Annotated in this window: 15 protein-coding genes; 13 read left to right on the plus strand and 2 right to left on the minus strand. The window is 61.7% G+C overall.

Translation table 11 applies throughout. The features are described from left to right. Window positions 1-3 precede the first annotated feature (3 nt). The 5 genes from X733_RS1000000169580 to X733_RS150245 all read left to right on the plus strand — a co-directional run bounded on the left by X733_RS1000000169580 (window position 4) and on the right by X733_RS150245 (window position 4,421). The gene (locus tag X733_RS1000000169580; RefSeq protein ID WP_155924209.1) at window positions 4-969 is read left to right on the plus strand and encodes a hypothetical protein; all 966 of its coding nucleotides are present in this window, start codon (window positions 4-6) and stop codon (window positions 967-969) included. Next, window positions 966-2,414, plus strand: coding sequence for a dihydrolipoyl dehydrogenase (gene lpdA / locus X733_RS150260; RefSeq protein ID WP_023818875.1), 1,449 nt, complete (start codon window positions 966-968; stop codon window positions 2,412-2,414). Before X733_RS1000000169580 ends, lpdA begins: the two co-directional genes overlap by 4 nt. Window positions 2,415-2,516: 102 nt before the next feature. Further along, window positions 2,517-2,774 carry a GlsB/YeaQ/YmgE family stress response membrane protein gene (locus tag X733_RS150255; RefSeq protein ID WP_023668920.1) on the plus strand — a complete coding sequence of 86 codons (258 nt, stop codon included), beginning with the start codon at window positions 2,517-2,519 and terminating at the stop codon, window positions 2,772-2,774. 208 nt (window positions 2,775-2,982) lie between these two features. Continuing rightward, window positions 2,983-3,948 carry a lipoyl synthase gene (gene lipA, locus X733_RS150250; protein WP_023688453.1) on the plus strand — a complete coding sequence of 322 codons (966 nt, stop codon included), beginning with the start codon at window positions 2,983-2,985 and terminating at the stop codon, window positions 3,946-3,948. Between the two features lie 11 nt (window positions 3,949-3,959). After that, a complete protein-coding gene (locus X733_RS150245) occupies window positions 3,960-4,421 on the plus strand; it encodes a type II toxin-antitoxin system RatA family toxin (RefSeq protein ID WP_023710532.1) in 462 nt (153 codons plus the stop codon). On the opposite strand, the gene X733_RS150240 is transcribed toward X733_RS150245, so the two are convergent. Then, the gene (locus X733_RS150240; protein ID WP_023682551.1) at window positions 4,397-4,906 is read right to left on the minus strand and encodes a CinA family protein; all 510 of its coding nucleotides are present in this window, start codon (window positions 4,904-4,906) and stop codon (window positions 4,397-4,399) included. The two genes, X733_RS150245 and X733_RS150240, sit on opposite strands and share 25 nt — an antisense overlap. Beyond that, entirely contained in the window at window positions 4,903-6,126 is a 1,224-nt protein-coding gene (locus X733_RS150235) for a bifunctional 2-C-methyl-D-erythritol 4-phosphate cytidylyltransferase/2-C-methyl-D-erythritol 2,4-cyclodiphosphate synthase (RefSeq protein ID WP_023710531.1), read from the minus strand. Before X733_RS150235 ends, X733_RS150240 begins: the two co-directional genes overlap by 4 nt. 139 nt (window positions 6,127-6,265) lie before the next feature. On the opposite strand from X733_RS150235, the gene dusB reads away from it, so the two are divergent. The 8 genes from dusB to hflX all read left to right on the plus strand — a co-directional run bounded on the left by dusB (window position 6,266) and on the right by hflX (window position 16,414). Continuing rightward, complete coding sequence (gene dusB, locus X733_RS150230; protein WP_023818876.1) at window positions 6,266-7,288, plus strand: tRNA dihydrouridine synthase DusB; 1,023 nt, start codon at window positions 6,266-6,268, stop codon at window positions 7,286-7,288. Next, complete coding sequence (locus X733_RS150225) at window positions 7,285-8,430, plus strand: nitrogen regulation protein NR(II) (protein ID WP_023818877.1); 1,146 nt, start codon at window positions 7,285-7,287, stop codon at window positions 8,428-8,430. The genes dusB and X733_RS150225 overlap by 4 nt, the downstream gene beginning before the upstream one ends. Continuing rightward, entirely contained in the window at window positions 8,427-9,884 is a 1,458-nt protein-coding gene (gene ntrC, locus X733_RS150220; protein ID WP_023710528.1) for a nitrogen regulation protein NR(I), read from the plus strand. Before X733_RS150225 ends, ntrC begins: the two co-directional genes overlap by 4 nt. Before the next feature lie 144 nt (window positions 9,885-10,028). Further along, window positions 10,029-12,317, plus strand: coding sequence for a PAS domain-containing sensor histidine kinase (locus X733_RS150215; RefSeq protein WP_023818878.1), 2,289 nt, complete (start codon window positions 10,029-10,031; stop codon window positions 12,315-12,317). Next, complete coding sequence (locus X733_RS150210; RefSeq protein WP_023668929.1) at window positions 12,307-13,668, plus strand: sigma-54 dependent transcriptional regulator; 1,362 nt, start codon at window positions 12,307-12,309, stop codon at window positions 13,666-13,668. Before X733_RS150215 ends, X733_RS150210 begins: the two co-directional genes overlap by 11 nt. 102 nt (window positions 13,669-13,770) lie before the next feature. Then, on the plus strand, window positions 13,771-14,631 hold the full coding sequence (locus X733_RS150205; protein WP_023736657.1) for a D-amino-acid transaminase: 861 nt from the start codon (window positions 13,771-13,773) through the stop codon (window positions 14,629-14,631). A gap of 145 nt (window positions 14,632-14,776) precedes the next feature. Beyond that, window positions 14,777-15,022, plus strand: coding sequence for an RNA chaperone Hfq (hfq, locus tag X733_RS150200; RefSeq protein ID WP_006202172.1), 246 nt, complete (start codon window positions 14,777-14,779; stop codon window positions 15,020-15,022). Beyond that, window positions 15,023-16,414: a GTPase HflX gene (gene hflX, locus X733_RS150195; protein WP_023708495.1), complete on the plus strand. Its 1,392-nt coding sequence runs from the start codon at window positions 15,023-15,025 to the stop codon at window positions 16,412-16,414. Window positions 16,415-16,418 lie beyond the last annotated feature (4 nt).

Consider the following 16,418-nt stretch of genomic DNA (forward strand, 5'->3'; position numbering starts at 1 on the left):
GCGGTGATCCAGGTTCTAATTGAGGAAGGTGATATTGCTGATCAAGTATCGGACGTGATGGTACTTAAGTTCGCTGAGAGACCGCACGGCGCCGACAAATATATCTCCGACCGTGAAGGTTTTGTTCCATCAGTCTTAGAAGGGCAGAGTCAGGCGATAAAGTCTCGCAATACGAGTGCAGCCACTATCTTGTTTGTAGGAGTTGGTACCCTATTGGAGTTTGGTTACGAGAACATAAGAACATTTGCACGAAATGGATTATCTCTCGCAACTCGCGCAAACCCAGACGCGACCAAGATAACGATGACTGCTCACGGCCCCGGTTATGGTCTAGATGAAAAGCAGGCGTTTGTTTCTCTGTTACTCGGACTTCAGGATGCGTGGTCAGAATTGGCTGGTAGGACAAAGATTGATTCGGTTGTTATCGTTGAAAAGAATCGAAAGCGTGTTGAGCGATACAGGAACATTGTCGACGCCTTGGGATTTTACACAATAGGGGAACTATTACTTGGCAATGTTGAACATCTTGATGACGAACGGGTTGTTTTTGCTGACAAAAGCGTTTCTCTTCCGAGGAAAAATGGTGCACTATTTCTAGCGATGCCTTTTGCAGAGAAATTTGAAGATGAGCATTCTGCAATTAGAGAGGCATGCGAGTCACTTGACGTTCTCTGCGAGCGTATCGACACCGGTCCTTTTTTGGGAGACATTGTTGAGAAGATAAAACAGAAGATAGAGGCTTGTGATATTTTTGTAGCGCTCCTGAACGACAATAATCCAAATGTATTTCTAGAACTTGGATACGCTTGGGGGAAAAATAAAAAGACTATTTTGATCGTTGAAGACGTATCGGGTCTGCCTTTTGATGTAAAAACAAAAAATGCCATAGTCTACAAGTCAAGATTTAAATTGCGCGAGGATATGAAAAGAATTTTGGCCGAAACTCTATCAATGAAGGTTGTGCAATGAGCGAACCCTACGACGTCATCATCATCGGCTCCGGCCCTGGCGGCTATGTCACGGCGGTGCGCTCCGCCCAGCTCGGCTTCAAGACTGCCATCGTCGAGCGCGAGCATCTCGGCGGCATCTGCCTCAACTGGGGCTGCATCCCGACCAAGGCGCTGCTGCGCTCGGCCGAGATCATGCACTATTCCGATCATCTGAAGGACTACGGCCTGAAGCTCGAAGGCGGCAAGGTCAGCGCCGACACGGCCGCTGTCGTCGACCGCTCGCGCAAAGTGTCGTTGAGGCTCAATGGCGGCGTCGCCTTCCTGATGAAGAAGAACAAGGTCGACGTTATCTGGGGCGAGGCCAAGCTCTCCAAGCCGGGTGAAATCGTCGTCTCCCAGACGGCCAAGAAACCGATGGAGCCGCAGCCGCCGGTGCCCAAGGGCGTCAAGGGCGAGGGCACCTATACCGCCAAGCACATCATTCTCGCCACCGGCGCCCGGCCGCGCGCGCTGCCCGGCATCGAGCCGGACGGCAAGCTGATCTGGACCTATTTCGAGGCGATGGTGCCGAAGGAGATGCCGAAGTCGCTGCTGGTCATGGGTTCGGGCGCCATCGGCATCGAGTTCGCCTCCTTCTACCGCACCATGGGCGCCGAGGTGACGGTGGTCGAGCTGTTGCCGGCGGTGATGCCGGTCGAGGATGCCGAGGTCTCGAAATTCGCGCAGAAGCAGTTCGAGAAGCAGGGCATGAAAATCATCCTCGAGGCCAAGGTGACCAAGGTCGAGAAGGGTGCCAACTCGATCACCGCCCATGTCGAGATGAAGGACGGCAAGGTCGAGAAGATCACCGCCGACCGCATGATCTCGGCCGTCGGCGTGCAGGGCAACATCGATAATCTCGGCCTCGAGACGCTCGGCGTGAAGACCGATCGCGGCTGCGTCGTCATTGACGGCTATGGCAAGACCAACGTTCCCGGCATCTACGCTATCGGCGATGTCGCCGGACCGCCGATGCTCGCCCACAAGGCCGAGCATGAAGGCGTGGTCTGCATCGAGAAGATCGCCAATTTCCCCGGCGTGCATGCGACAGACAAGCTGAAGATCCCGGGCTGCACCTATTGCAACCCGCAGGTCGCCTCGGTCGGGCTCACCGAAGCCAAGGCGAAGGCCGAAGGCAAGGACATCCGCGTCGGCCGTTTCCAGTTCGGCGCCAACGGCAAGGCGATCGCGCTTGGCGAGGACCAGGGCTTCATCAAGACCATCTTCGACAAGAAGACCGGCCAGCTGCTCGGCGCGCATATGGTCGGCGCCGAGGTGACGGAGCTGATCCAGGGCTTTGTCGTGGCGATGAACCTGGAGACCACCGAGGAAGAGCTGATGCACACCATCTTCCCGCATCCGACGCTGTCGGAGATGATGAAGGAAAGCGTGCTCGATGCCTATGGCCGTGCGCTCAACGCGTGATAAATTGGTGCCGCGAGACTCAGACGCATGCGCCGGAGGAACCTTACGGCAAGACAGTTCGTTTCCGGATGCATTTTCACCTGACACTGGAGGAGTTGGCATATGGACGTGAATGGCGTGGGCTGGATTGCGGCCATCATCATCGGCGGTTTGGCCGGGTGGCTGGCCGAGATGGTCATGAAGAGCAATACCGGCGTCTTGATGAACATCATTATGGGCATTGTCGGCGCGGTGGTGCTGAACGCAATTCTCAGGGCGCTCAACATCGAACCCTTCGGTGTCGGCTGGCTCGCCTACCTGATCACCGGCTTCATCGGCGCCTGCCTGCTGATCTTTGCCGGGCGGCTCATTCGCCGATAAAACGGCTCGCCGTTTTATCTCGTTCTTCTGACGCAATTCCGGACGGAAAACCGTGTCACACTTTTCCTGGAATTGCTCTGGATCCCCGCTATGCGAAAAAGGCTGTGGCGGCATGCGCCGCCGCAGCCTTTTTCTTTGCACCGAAAAGTCCTAGATGACGCCAGAAGGGCGAATGCCGACGGGCAGACGCCAACAAGTCAGGTTTGAGATGGTCACTGTTCTCGACACGATCGCCAACGCGCCGCGCCTGCGGCACCCCGAGAAGGCACACAAGCCTGATCAGGACGTGCTGCGCAAACCCGACTGGATCCGCGTCAAGGCGCCGATGTCGAAGGGCTATGCCGAAACTCGCGAGATCGTGAAGTCGCACAAGCTGGTCACGGTGTGCGAAGAGGCCGGCTGCCCCAATATCGGCGAGTGCTGGGAAAAGAAGCACGCCACCTTCATGATCATGGGCGAGATCTGCACGCGCGCCTGCGCCTTCTGCAATGTCGCCACCGGCATTCCGACCGCGCTCGATGCCGATGAGCCGGCGCGTGTCGCGCATGCCGTCAAGCAGATGGGGCTGACCCATGTCGTCATCACCTCGGTCGACCGCGACGATCTCGCCGATGGCGGCGCGCAGCATTTCGCCGAGGTTATCCGGGCGATCCGGGCAGCGACACCTCTGACCACGATCGAAATCCTGACGCCCGATTTCCTGCGCAAGGAAGGCGCGCTGGAGATCGTCGTGGCGGCCAAGCCCGATGTCTTCAACCACAATCTCGAAACCGTGCCGTCGAACTATCTGACGGTGCGGCCGGGTGCCCGCTATTTCCACTCGATCCGGCTGTTGCAGCGGGTCAAGGAGCTCGACCCGTCGATCTTCACGAAGTCCGGCATCATGGTCGGCCTCGGCGAAGAGCGGAACGAGATCCTGCAACTGATGGATGACCTGCGCTCGGCCAATGTCGACTTCATGACCATTGGCCAGTATCTGCAGCCGTCGAAGAAACACCACCCGGTGATCCGCTTCGTCACGCCGGAGGAGTTCAACTCCTTCGCGACGATCGGCAAGACCAAGGGTTTCCTGCTTGTGGCGTCGAGCCCGCTGACGCGCTCCTCGCATCATGCCGGTGACGATTTCGCCAGGCTGCGGGCGGCGCGTGAGGCGCAGCTCAAAAAAGCCAGTTAAATCCTGCTTCAATGCCGAAATTCGAAGCCACACGCCGCGTTGCCCACACGCCGGAGCAGATGTTTGCTCTGGTCGCCGATATCGAGACCTATCCGCAATTTCTGCCGCTTTGCGAGGCGCTGACGGTGCGCTCTCGCAAGGAGCGTGATGGCCGCACCATTCTCCTCGCCGATATGAGCATCGGCTACAAGGCGATCCGCGAGACCTTTACGACGCAGGTGCTGTTGAAGCCGGACGAGAACACAATCGACGTCAAATACATCGATGGGCCGTTCAAATATCTAAGCAATATCTGGCGCTTCGAGCCGGCCGACGGCGGCGGCTGCAACGTTCGCTTCTTCATCGACTACGAGTTCAAGAGCCGTATCCTCGGCGTGTTGATGGGCACCATGTTCGATCGCGCCTTCCGCATGTTTTCCGAAGCCTTCGAAAAACGTGCGGACGTCATCTACGGAACGACGCCCATCTCATGAGTGTCGCCGAGCGCGCGCAGCCCGATCTCCAGCGCATGCTTGACCGTCTCGCGGCGGATGAAGTCGCGGCCATTGTCGGCAAACATATTGAGCTCGGCAGCCACCGGCCCACGTCTTAGGGCAACTCCGAACCAGACGAGGCCGACCGGTTTTTCCGGCGAACCGCCGCCTGGGCCGGCAATGCCGGTGACGGCAAGCGCCAGCCCGGCGCGCGAGCGCGCCAGAGCGCCCGCCGCCATCTCCAGAACCGTTTCGCGCGAGACGGCGCCATGCGCCTCGAGTGTGGCGGGCGAGACGCCGAGCATCTCCATCTTTGCTTCATCGGAATAGGTGATGAGGCCGCGATCGACGACAGCGGACGAGCCGGCAATGTCGGTCAGTGCCGAGATGATCATGCCGCCGGTGCAGCTCTCGGCCGTCGCCAGCATGATGCCGCGCTGCTGGCAGACCTGGAGCAGGGCGTTGGCAAGATCGCTGTTGTTCATGCGGGAACCTCCCCGGGGAAGACGACACTGGCTGTGGCGATGGCGGCGATGCCTTCCTCGCGGCCGACAAAGCCGAGTTTTTCGTTGGTCGTCGCCTTGATGGAGATGCGATCGCTGGAAATGCCCAGTATCGCCGACAACGCGTTGGTCATGGCCTCGCGATGCGGGCCGACGCGCGGCGCCTCGCAGATCAGCGTGATGTCGGCATTGGCGATGCGGCCGCCGCGTTCGCGCACCAACCTGGCCGCATGCTCGACGAAGATCTTCGACGCCGCGCCCCTCCATTGCGGATCGGAAGGCGGGAAATGCGTGCCGATGTCGCCGGCGCCGCAAGTGGCGAGCAGCGCATCGGTCAGCGCGTGCAGGCCGACATCGGCATCCGAATGGCCCGAAAGCTTCTTGCCGTGCGGGATGGCGACGCCGCACAAAGTGACATGGTCGCCAGCCTCGAAGGCGTGCACGTCATAGCCATTGCCGGTGCGAATGTCTGGAAAACGCTCGCCAGTAAGCCGTTGATCCGCCATCGCGATATCCCTTGCCCAGGTCAATTTGACATTGTCCGGCGATCCCTCGACGATTTTCACCGGAATATGCGCCCATTCGGCGATCGCGGCATCGTCGGTGAAATCCGCCTTGCCGAGATGATGGGCCTTTTCATGCGCGGCGAGCAACGGCCAGAACGGAAAGCCCTGCGGCGTCTGCGCGGCATGAAGGCCGGCCCTTGGCACCGTCTCCTCGATCATGCCGGTGCCCGACTCGCGCTTCAGCGTATCGGCGACGGGCAAAGCGGGCAGCGCGCCCTGGCGCTCGCCAATGGCCGCAATGGTGCGGTCGATCAGGGCCGCGTCGACAAAGGGCCGCACTGCGTCATGGACAAGGACACGGCCGGGCGTACGGTCCCTCAGCGCCAGCAGGCCGAGCCGGACCGAGGCCTGGCGCGACTCGCCACCGACCACGGCGGTAACCCGCTCGGCATATACGCCGGCTGCCTTGTCAAAAAGCGCGTGGTCATCGGCATGGATCGCGACGACGACGGGACCAATTTCGGGATGCGCCAGGAAAGTCTCCAGCGTGCGCGCGATAACGGCACGGCCGCCGATGCGCTGATATTGCTTCGGCCCGTCGGCCTGTCCGGCACGCGCGCCGCGGCCGGCTGCAACGATGACCACACCGACCTTGTCGGTCGTCGCCTCGGCCGGTTTTTCGCTTGCGTCTGTCATGCCGAGAGGCTTAGTCGCGGCTTATGGCGAAGGCCAGCATTTTCCCAAATGCTCCGCAATGTGACGTCATTGCGCGTTGCACAATGCCTTTCTTATGGCTAGAGAATGTGCAGCAATCCGATATGCTTGGTTTTTGTGCATGCCTGAAGTGACAAAATTGGCTTCGCCGCTCGACATTGGCGGCGTGACGATCCGCAACCGCGTCTTCCTCGCTCCCATGTCGGGAATAACGGACGAGCCGTTCCGGCAGCGCGCCTACGCGCATGGCGCGGGCCTGGTCGTGTCGGAAATGGTGGCGAGCGGCGAGCTTGCCAAGGGCAGGGCCGGCTGCGACCTGCGCATCCGTCATTCCGGGCTGCCCGTCCATATGGTCCAGCTTGCCGGCCGCGAGGCCGAGCACATGGCCGAGGGCGCGCGCATCGCTGCCGGCGAGGGCGCCGACATCATCGACATCAATATGGGCTGCCCGGCCAAGAAGGTGACCGGCGGCTATGCCGGCTCGGCGCTGATGCGCGATCTCGACCACGCGCTGTCGCTGATCGAAGCGGTGATCGGCGCGGTCCAGGTGCCGGTCACGGTCAAGATGCGGCTCGGCTGGGACGACAATGCGCTCAATGCACCCGTCTTGGCGAGCCGCGCCGAAGAGGCCGGTGTTAAAATGGTGACCGTGCATGGGCGCACGCGCTGCCAGTTTTATCAAGGCAAGGCCGATTGGGGCGCCATCGCCCGCATCAAGGACGTCGTCTCGATCCCGGTCGTCGCCAATGGCGATGTGGGCTCGCCCGCGGAGGCCGCCGAAATCCTTGAACAGTCGGGCGCCGACGCGGTGATGATCGGCCGCGCGCATTATGGCGCGCCATGGACGGCGGGCCACATCGCGGCAATGGCTGCGGGCGACGCGCCCTCCGGCGTGCCGGAAAGCCCGCAAGCCATGGCGGACTACATCGTTTCCCACTACGAAGACATGCTGACGCTTTACGGCGTCGAAAGCGGCTTGCGCCAGGCGCGCAAGCATCTCGGCTGGTATCTCGACCGCCACTCTGCTGGCGTTTCCGATGAGCGGCGGAAAGCCATTCTCACCTCTTTCGAACCCGCCCGCGTCATTGCCTCGCTGCATGAGGTGTTTTCCGGCGAAGCCACGCCCTTGCGGAGCGCCGCATGAACGCCACCGTCACACCGAGCTCCGACATGGCGGATGCCGCCAGTATAGTGCTGAACACCATCCGCCGTCCGGTCATCATGGTCGATCCGGACGGGTTCATCACCTACGCCAATGCCGATGCGGAAGACTTCTTCCGCTCCAGCGCCAACATGCTTGCCCGCAACACACTCTCCAAACTGATCCCGTTCGGCAGCCCGTTGCTGCAGCTGGTCGACCAGGTGCGCGAGCGCCGTGCGCCGGTCAACGAATACCGTGTCGACGTGTCGTCGCCGCGTCTCGGCATCGAGAAGGTCGTCGATCTTTATGTCGCGCCGGTGCCGGAATTCCCAGGCTCTATCGTCGTGATGTTCCAGGAACGCTCGATGGCCGACAAGATCGACCGGCAGATGACACACAGGGGTGCCGCGCGTTCGGTCACCGGCCTTGCCGCCATGCTGGCGCATGAGATCAAGAACCCGCTGTCCGGCATACGTGGCGCCGCACAGCTGCTCGAACTCTCGGCGTCCGACGAGGATCGCGCGCTGACCCGCCTCATCACCGACGAGACCGATCGTATCGTCTCCCTCGTCGACCGCATGGAAGTGTTTTCCGACGAGCGACCAATCGACCGCTATCCCGTCAACATCCATGTCGTTCTGGACCATGTGAAGGCGATCGCGAAGAACGGTTTTGCCAAGAGAATCAGGGTATTGGAGGATTATGATCCATCATTGCCTCCGGTTTTCGCCAACCGCGACCAACTGATCCAGGTGTTCCTTAACCTGGTCAAGAACGCTGCCGAGGCGATCGGCGGCGACCCGCAGGGCGAGATCGTGCTGTCGACCGCGTTCAGGCCGGGCATCCGCGTTTCCGTTCCCGGAACCCAGGACCGCGTGTCGCTACCGCTTGAATTCTGCGTGCGCGACAATGGGTCCGGCGTTTCGGAAGACATTCTGCCGATCCTGTTCGATCCGTTCATCACCACCAAGCCGAACGGCTCGGGGCTCGGCCTGGCGCTGGTGGCGAAAATCGTCGGCGAGCATGGCGGCATCATCGAATGCGATTCGACGCCGCGCGGCACCACCTTCCGAATCCTGATGCCGGCCTGGAAAGAAACACCCATCGACACTGCCGATGATGAAGGCGAAGGAGACCGCAAATGACGGTTCGCGGCAATATTCTCGTCGCCGACGACGATGCGGCCATCCGCACCGTGCTCAATCAGGCGCTGTCGCGCGTCGGCCATGAGGTGCGCGTGACCTCCAACGCCTCGACGCTGTGGCGCTGGGTGGCGGCGGGCGAGGGCGACCTGGTGATCACCGACGTTGTCATGCCGGACGAGAACGCCTTCGACATGCTGCCCCGCATTAAGAAGGCCCGGCCGGAGCTGCCGGTCATCGTGATGAGCGCGCAAAACACTTTCATGACGGCGATTCGTGCTTCCGAAACAGGTGCTTATGAATATCTGCCGAAGCCGTTCGACCTGACCGAACTGCTCAACATCGTCAACCGGGCGCTGTCAGAGCCGCGCCGACCGAAGATCGATACGCGACCGGAAGAACAGCCTGACGCGATGCCGCTGGTCGGCCGGTCGGCCGCCATGCAGGACATCTACCGCATGCTGGCGCGCATGATGCAGACCGACCTGACGGTGATGATCTCGGGCGAGTCCGGCACCGGCAAGGAATTGGTGGCGCGCGCGTTGCACGAATATGGCCGTCGCCGCGGCGGTCCGTTCGTCGCCATCAACATGGCGGCGATCCCGCGCGATTTGATCGAATCGGAGCTGTTCGGCCACGAGAAGGGCGCCTTCACCGGCGCACAGAACCGCTCGACCGGCCGCTTCGAGCAGGCCGAGGGCGGCACGCTGTTCCTCGACGAGATCGGCGACATGCCGATGGAGGCGCAGACGCGGCTGCTGCGCGTGCTGCAGCAGGGCGAATACACCACGGTCGGCGGGCGCACCCCGATCAAGACCGATGTGCGCATCGTCGCCGCCACCAACAAGGATCTGCGCACGCTGATCAACCAGGGGCTTTTCCGCGAGGATCTGTTCTATCGCCTGAATGTCGTGCCGCTTCGGCTGCCGGGTTTGCGTGAGAGATCGGAAGACATTCCCGATCTGGTGCGGCATTTCTTCAAGATCGGCGCCAGCGAAGGCTTGCAGACCAAGCGCATTTCGACCGGCGGCATCGAATTGATGAAGCGCTATCCGTGGCCGGGAAACGTGCGCGAGCTGGAAAACCTGGTGCGCCGGCTTGCGGCGCTCTATTCGCAGGACGAAATATCAGCCGAGATCATTGAAGCCGAGCTGAAGACAGGCGAAAGACCGGTCGTTCCCGGCGGCGGCAATTTGATCCCGGACGATCTGTCCATCGGGCAGGCGGTGGAGCACTTCCTGCAGCGCTATTTTGCCTCTTTCGCCGGTGAGTTGCCGCCGGCAGGTCTCTATCAGCGCATCTTGTCCGAGGTCGAATATCCGCTGGTGCTCGCTTCCATGACGGCAACGCGCGGCAACCAGATCAAGGCGGCCGAATTGCTCGGCTTGAACCGCAACACGCTGCGCAAGAAGATTCGCGAGCTGGGCGTCAACGTCTACAAATCGTCGAGATCGTGAGCGCCTACCGCCCGATGTGACGTCAGGTCATCCCCTTTTCAGGGGATCGGCGGCCGAAAGATTTCCGTCACGGCCACACTTGTTGCATAATCGCCACAATGCGTTGCATACATCCGACGCAATCACTGGCTCTTAGACGGCGACATGGCTTCGCAAGCTCTGACATCAAACGAACCGCTTTTCAGCAGACCCGGCCAGAGGGATGGACGCCGGCTGCTTGCGTTGCCTGGCGTTGTGGCAATTGCCGGCGCGCTGGTTACGGCGGCAATCTCGTTTGCCATTCTTGTCGGCGCCACGCCGATCACGCCAGACGCAAACACAACGCTGACGCTGATTGCGGCCAATGCCTTATTTGTGCTGGCGCTGATCGCCCTGGTCGGCCGAGAGGTGCATCGCATCACCATGGCGCGCCGGCACGGCAAGGCGGCTTCGCGGCTGCATGTGCGCATCGTGACGATGTTTGCGCTGGTCGCGGCCATCCCCGCCATCATGGTGGCCATCATCGCCTCGATCACGCTCGATATCGGCCTCGACCGCTGGTTCGAAATCCGCACCAAGGCAATCGTCAACTCGTCGCTGTCGATCGCGGACGCCTATGTGCAGGAAAACGCTCGCAATCTTCAGGGCACGACGCTGTCGATGGCCTACGATCTCGATGCGTCGCGCACGCTTTACGGCCTCGATCGAACCGGCTTTCTCGACCTGATGAACAAGGAAGCCGTGGGCAGGAGCCTGGTGCATGCGGCGCTGGTCAGGGAAGACGGCTCCTTTGTCATGAGCGCGAAGACCGATGCGGATTTCTCTATGCCGCCACCGCCGGAGGGCGCGGTCAGCGCCGCGGCCGACGGCAAACCGGTGCTGATCGAGCCGAAGACGCGCAACATCATGGGCGCCATCATCAAGCTGCGGGAGATCGAAGGCCTCTACCTCTACACCAATCGCCTCGTCGACCCCGAAGTGATCAAGGCGAGGGCGATCGTCCAGTCCAACACCGCCGAATATCGCGGCCTGGAAGACAACAGGCGGACGTCGCAGGTGGCGTTTGCGCTGCCCTATCTGTCGCTGACGCTGATCATCATCCTGTCGGCCATCTGGACCGGCATAGCGGTGGCCGACCGCCTGGTGCGGCCCATCCGCCAGCTCATCGGCGCGGCTGACGAGGTTGCCACCGGCAATCTCGATGTCGCCGTGCCGGTGCGGCCTTCCGACGGTGATGTCGCCTCGCTTGGCGATACGTTCAACAAGATGCTGCTGGAGCTTAAATCGCAGCGCAACGAGATCCTGTCGGCCAAGGATTTGATCGACGAACGACGTCGTTTCTCGGAAGCGGTGCTGGCCGGCGTCACCGCCGGCGTCATCGGCGTCGATCCCTACGGCATTGTCTCCATCGTCAACAAATCGGCCGAAACGATGCTGGCCATATCGGCCACGGCGGCGCTGGGGCAGAACCTGTCCGCCGTGCTGCCGCATGTCGGCCGTGTCTTCGAGATCGGCCGCAAATCCGGCAAGCCGGTCTATCGCGAGCAGGTCACCTTCTATCGCACCGGCGCCGAGCGTACCTTCAACGTGCAGATCACCATCGAGGCCGGCGACGACGGCGAGGAGGAGAAATCCTACGTCGTGACGGTCGACGACATCACCGATCTGGTCCAGGCACAGCGCTCGTCGGCCTGGGCGGATGTGGCGCGGCGTATCGCACATGAAATCAAGAACCCGCTGACGCCGATCCAGCTCTCGGCCGAGCGCATCAAGCGACGCTTCGGCAAGGTCATCACCGAGGACCGCGAGATTTTCGACCAGTGCACCGACACGATCATCCGGCAGGTCGAGGATATCGGCCGCATGGTCGACGAGTTCTCGGCTTTCGCCCGCATGCCCAAGCCCGAGATGAAAGCCATCGATCTGCGTGAATCGCTGCGCGAGGCGTCGTTCCTGGTCGAAGTCAGCCGCGCCGACATTGCTTTCGAACGCGTGTTCGGCAACGAACCGCTCAAGGGCACGTTCGATAGCCGATTGATGGCGCAGGCTTTCGGCAACGTCATCAAGAACGCGGCCGAGGCGATTGACGGGCTGGAACAAAAGGACGGTTCGCACGGCATAATCCGCATTCAAGCTGCCTGGCAGAATGGCGCGATCAGAATCGACGTCATCGACAATGGCAAAGGCTTGCCGCGCGAGAACCGCCAAAGGCTGCTCGAGCCCTACATGACGACGCGCGAGAAGGGCACCGGGCTCGGTCTCGCCATCGTCAAGAAGATCGTGGAGGACCATGGCGGGCGGCTCGAATTGCACGATGCGCCCGCGGATTTCCACGGTGGACGCGGCGCGATGATCTCGATCATCCTGCCGCCAGCTGCCGCAACCGCGCCGCCACGCGGTCAAGGCGAAACGGAACACGAACGAGAAACTGAAAAGGTCGGCAATGGCGTCTGATATTCTCATCGTCGATGACGAGGAAGACATCCGTGAACTCGTCGCGGGCATATTGAGCGACGAAGGGCATGAAACCCGCACGGCATTCGATGCCGACAGCGCGCTCGCGGCAATCGCCGACCGGGCGCCGCGGCTGATTTTCCTCGACATCTGGTTGCAGGGCTCGCGCTTGGACGGGCTGGCGCTGCTCGACGAGATCAAGACGATGCATCCGAGCCTGCCGGTGGTGATGATCTCCGGCCACGGCAATATCGAGACAGCGGTGTCGGCCATCCGCCGCGGCGCCTATGATTTCATCGAGAAGCCGTTCAAGGCCGACAGGCTGATCCTGATCGCCGAGCGGGCGCTCGAAACCTCGAAATTGCGGCGCGAGGTGTCCGACCTCAAGCAGCGCAGCGGCGAAACCTTCGACCTGATCGGCATGTCGTCGGCGATGAGCCAGCTGCGCCAGACCATCGAGCGCGTGGCGCCGACCAACAGCCGCGTCATGATCATCGGTCCGTCCGGCTCGGGCAAGGAGCTCGCCGCGCGCGCCATCCACACGCTGTCGACGCGCAAGGGCGCGCCGTTCGTGACGCTGAGCGCGGCCAACATCACGCCCGAGCGCATGGAGATCGAGCTGTTCGGCACCGAATCGAACGGCACCGAGCGCAAGGTCGGCGCGCTTGAAGAGGCGCACCGCGGCATTCTCTACATCGACGAAGTGGCCGACATGCCGCGCGAGACGCAGAACAAGATTTTGCGCGTGCTGGTCGAACAGCAGTTCGAGCGGGTCGGCGGCACGAAGCGGGTCAAGGTCGACGTCCGCATCATCTCCTCGACCTCGCAGAACCTGGAGGCGATGATCGCCGACGGCCGTTTTCGCGAAGACCTCTATCACCGCCTGGCGGTGGTTCCGGTCATGGTGCCGGGCCTGGCCGAGCGGCGAGAGGACATTCCCTATCTCGTCGACAATTTCATGAAGCAGATCGCTCGCCAGGCCGGCATCAAGCCGCGCCGCATCGGCGACGATGCGCTTGCCGTGCTGCAGGCGCACAACTGGCCGGGCAATGTCCGCCAGCTGCGCAACAATGTCGAACGGCTGATGATCCTGGCGCGTGGCGACGATATCGATGCGCCGATCACCGCCGACCTGTTGCCGTCGGAGATCGGCGATGTCATGCCGCGCACGCCGAACCAGTCCGACCAGCACATCATGGCGCTGCCGCTGCGCGAGGCGCGCGAACAGTTCGAGAAGGACTATCTGATCGCCCAGATCAACCGTTTCGGCGGCAACATCTCAAAGACGGCCGAATTCATTGGCATGGAGCGCTCGGCGCTGCACCGGAAACTGAAGTCGCTGGGGGTCTGACCCCCGTTGTTGTTGGTCCAGCGGGCTGTGGCCCATTCAATTGCCGGTTACGGCAGCGGCGGAATCGCATAGAAAAACCGGGACTTTTCTGAGGGATCACCCATGCCGCGCATTGCCTATGTGAACGGGCGCTATGTCGCCCATGCCGACGCTGCCGTGCATATCGAGGATCGCGGCTATCAATTCGCCGACGGCGTCTACGAGGTCTGCGAGGTGGCGCAGGGCTTTGTCGTCGACATGCCGCGCCATCTTGCCCGGCTGAACCGCTCGCTTAGCGAATTGTCGATCGACTGGCCGGTCACCAAGGGCGTGCTGCCGCTTCTTCTGCGCGAAATCGTCCGGCGCAACCACGTCGTCAACGGCCTGGTCTATGTCCAGGTTACGCGCGGTGTTGCCAGCCGCGACTTCGTTTTCCCGGCCGATACACCGTCATCGCTGGTGATTACGGCCAGAAAGGCCGACCCGGCGGCGGCCGCCAAGCGAGCCGAGGCGGGCATCAAGGTCATCACCGTGCCGGAAAACCGTTGGGACCGGGTCGACATCAAGAGCACCGGCCTGCTGCCCAACGTGCTGGCCAAGCAGAAAGCCAAGGAGGCCGGCGCCCAGGAAGCCTGGTTCGTCGACACCGATGGCAACGTCAAGGAGGGCGGCTCGTCTAACGCCTGGATCGTTACAAGGGACGGCGTTCTGGTCACCCGGCCGGCGGAGCATGGCATCCTGCGCGGCATCACCCGCACGACCATGTTCGAAGTGGCGGCAAAGCTCGGGTTGACGATCGAGGAGCGCGGTTTTTCAGTCACTGAAGCCAAGGCTGCGCGAGAAGCTTTCATCAGTTCGGCAACGACAATCGCCATGCCGGTCGTGGCAATCGACGGTGCCGCGGTCGCCAATGGGCACCCCGGTTCGATAACACTTTCATTGCGGCAAGCCTTTTTTGACGTTGCGGAAAAAAGTCCAGCCTGATAACCGCACAGACGGACTGCACATCAATATATCTCGTTCTGCTTGTCGTTACTGACGGCAAGGGGGTGTTTGCAAGCTTGACATGTGCCCGCTAATTTGGCGCATTAGCCTGCAAACCGAAGGGGATCGGCGAAAGACAAGAACAATGGCGGAACGATCGCAAAACCTTCAGGACCTGTTCCTGAATTCTGTTCGCAAGAGCAAAAATCCACTCACCATCTTTCTCATCAACGGCGTCAAGCTGACCGGCGTGGTCACTTCCTTCGACAATTTTTGTGTTCTGCTGCGCCGTGACGGCCACTCCCAGCTCGTCTACAAGCATGCCATTTCCACGATCATGCCGAGCCAGCCGGTTCAGATGTTCGATGGCGAGGAAAGCCAGGGCGCCTGATTGGCACGTGAAAAAGACGCGGACCGCGGCGTCCGCGGGAAACCAGCACATAATTCCGGGACGGAAGCCACAGGTCCGACCCGGGCGGTTGTCATTGTGCCGGTGCTTACCCGGCATCAGCGCAACGATGACGAAACGAACCGTCCACGGCTGACGCGTTCGGCGGATGCGCGCCACGACGAAGCGGTCGGCCTTGCCCGCGCCATCAACCTGGATCTGATCCACACGGCGGTGGTCACCGTCAACGATCCACGCCCGGCAACCTTGCTCGGCAGCGGCAAGGTCGCGGAATTCGCCGAGATCGTCAAAGAGGGTCACGCGGAGGTGGTCATCGTCGACCATCCGCTGACGCCGGTGCAGCAGCGCAATCTCGAAAAAGAAATGAATGCCAAGGTGCTCGACCGCACCGGATTGATCCTGGAGATTTTTGGCGAGCGCGCGCGGACCAAGGAGGGCACGCTGCAGGTCGAACTTGCCCATCTCAACTACCAGAAGGGCCGCCTGGTGCGGAGCTGGACCCACCTTGAACGCCAGCGCGGCGGAGCCGGCTTCCTCGGCGGCCCCGGCGAAACCCAGATCGAGTCGGACCGGCGGCAGCTGCAGGAAAAAATCATCAAGCTCAAGCATGAGCTGGAAACGGTGCGCCGCACCCGCGACCTGCACCGCGCCAAGCGCAAGAAGGTGCCGTTCCCGGTGGTGGCGATTGTCGGCTACACCAATGCCGGAAAGTCGACGCTGTTCAACCGGCTGACCGGGGCCGACGTGCTGGCCGAAGACATGCTGTTTGCAACGCTCGACCCGACGCTGCGCCGCGTGCGCCTGCCGCACGGCACGCCGATCATCCTGTCGGACACAGTCGGCTTCATTTCGGACCTGCCGACGCATCTGGTCGCCGCCTTCCGCGCCACGCTGGAAGAGGTCGTCGAGGCCGATCTGGTCATCCATTTGCGTGATATCTCAGATCCGGATACGGCCGCCCAGGCCGAGGACGTCGAGCGCATCCTTGCCGATCTCGGTGTCGACGCTGGCGATGCGAACCGGGTCATCGAGGTGTGGAACAAGGTCGACCTTCTCGACGACGGCAACCGGGAGCGCCTGCTCGCCGACGGCACTGACGCCAACAAGGCGCCGCCGATCGCCATCTCGGCGGTCACCGGCGAAGGCATCGATGCGCTGAAGGCGCTGATCGAGACCAGGATGTCGGGCGAACTCGAGGAATTGACGGTGACGATCGAACCGCCGCAGTTCGGCCTTGTCGACTGGCTATACCGCAATGGCGACGTCGTTTCGCGGGTAGACAATGAGGATGGCAGCGCGACCATCGCACTCAAGGCCACGCACACCGCCCGGCAAGAGATCGAAAGCCGATTGCACCGCAAAAACAGGCAGTAAGCCT

This window comes from Mesorhizobium sp. L2C066B000 (genome assembly GCF_000502335.1).
GTDB lineage: Bacteria > Pseudomonadota > Alphaproteobacteria > Rhizobiales > Rhizobiaceae > Mesorhizobium.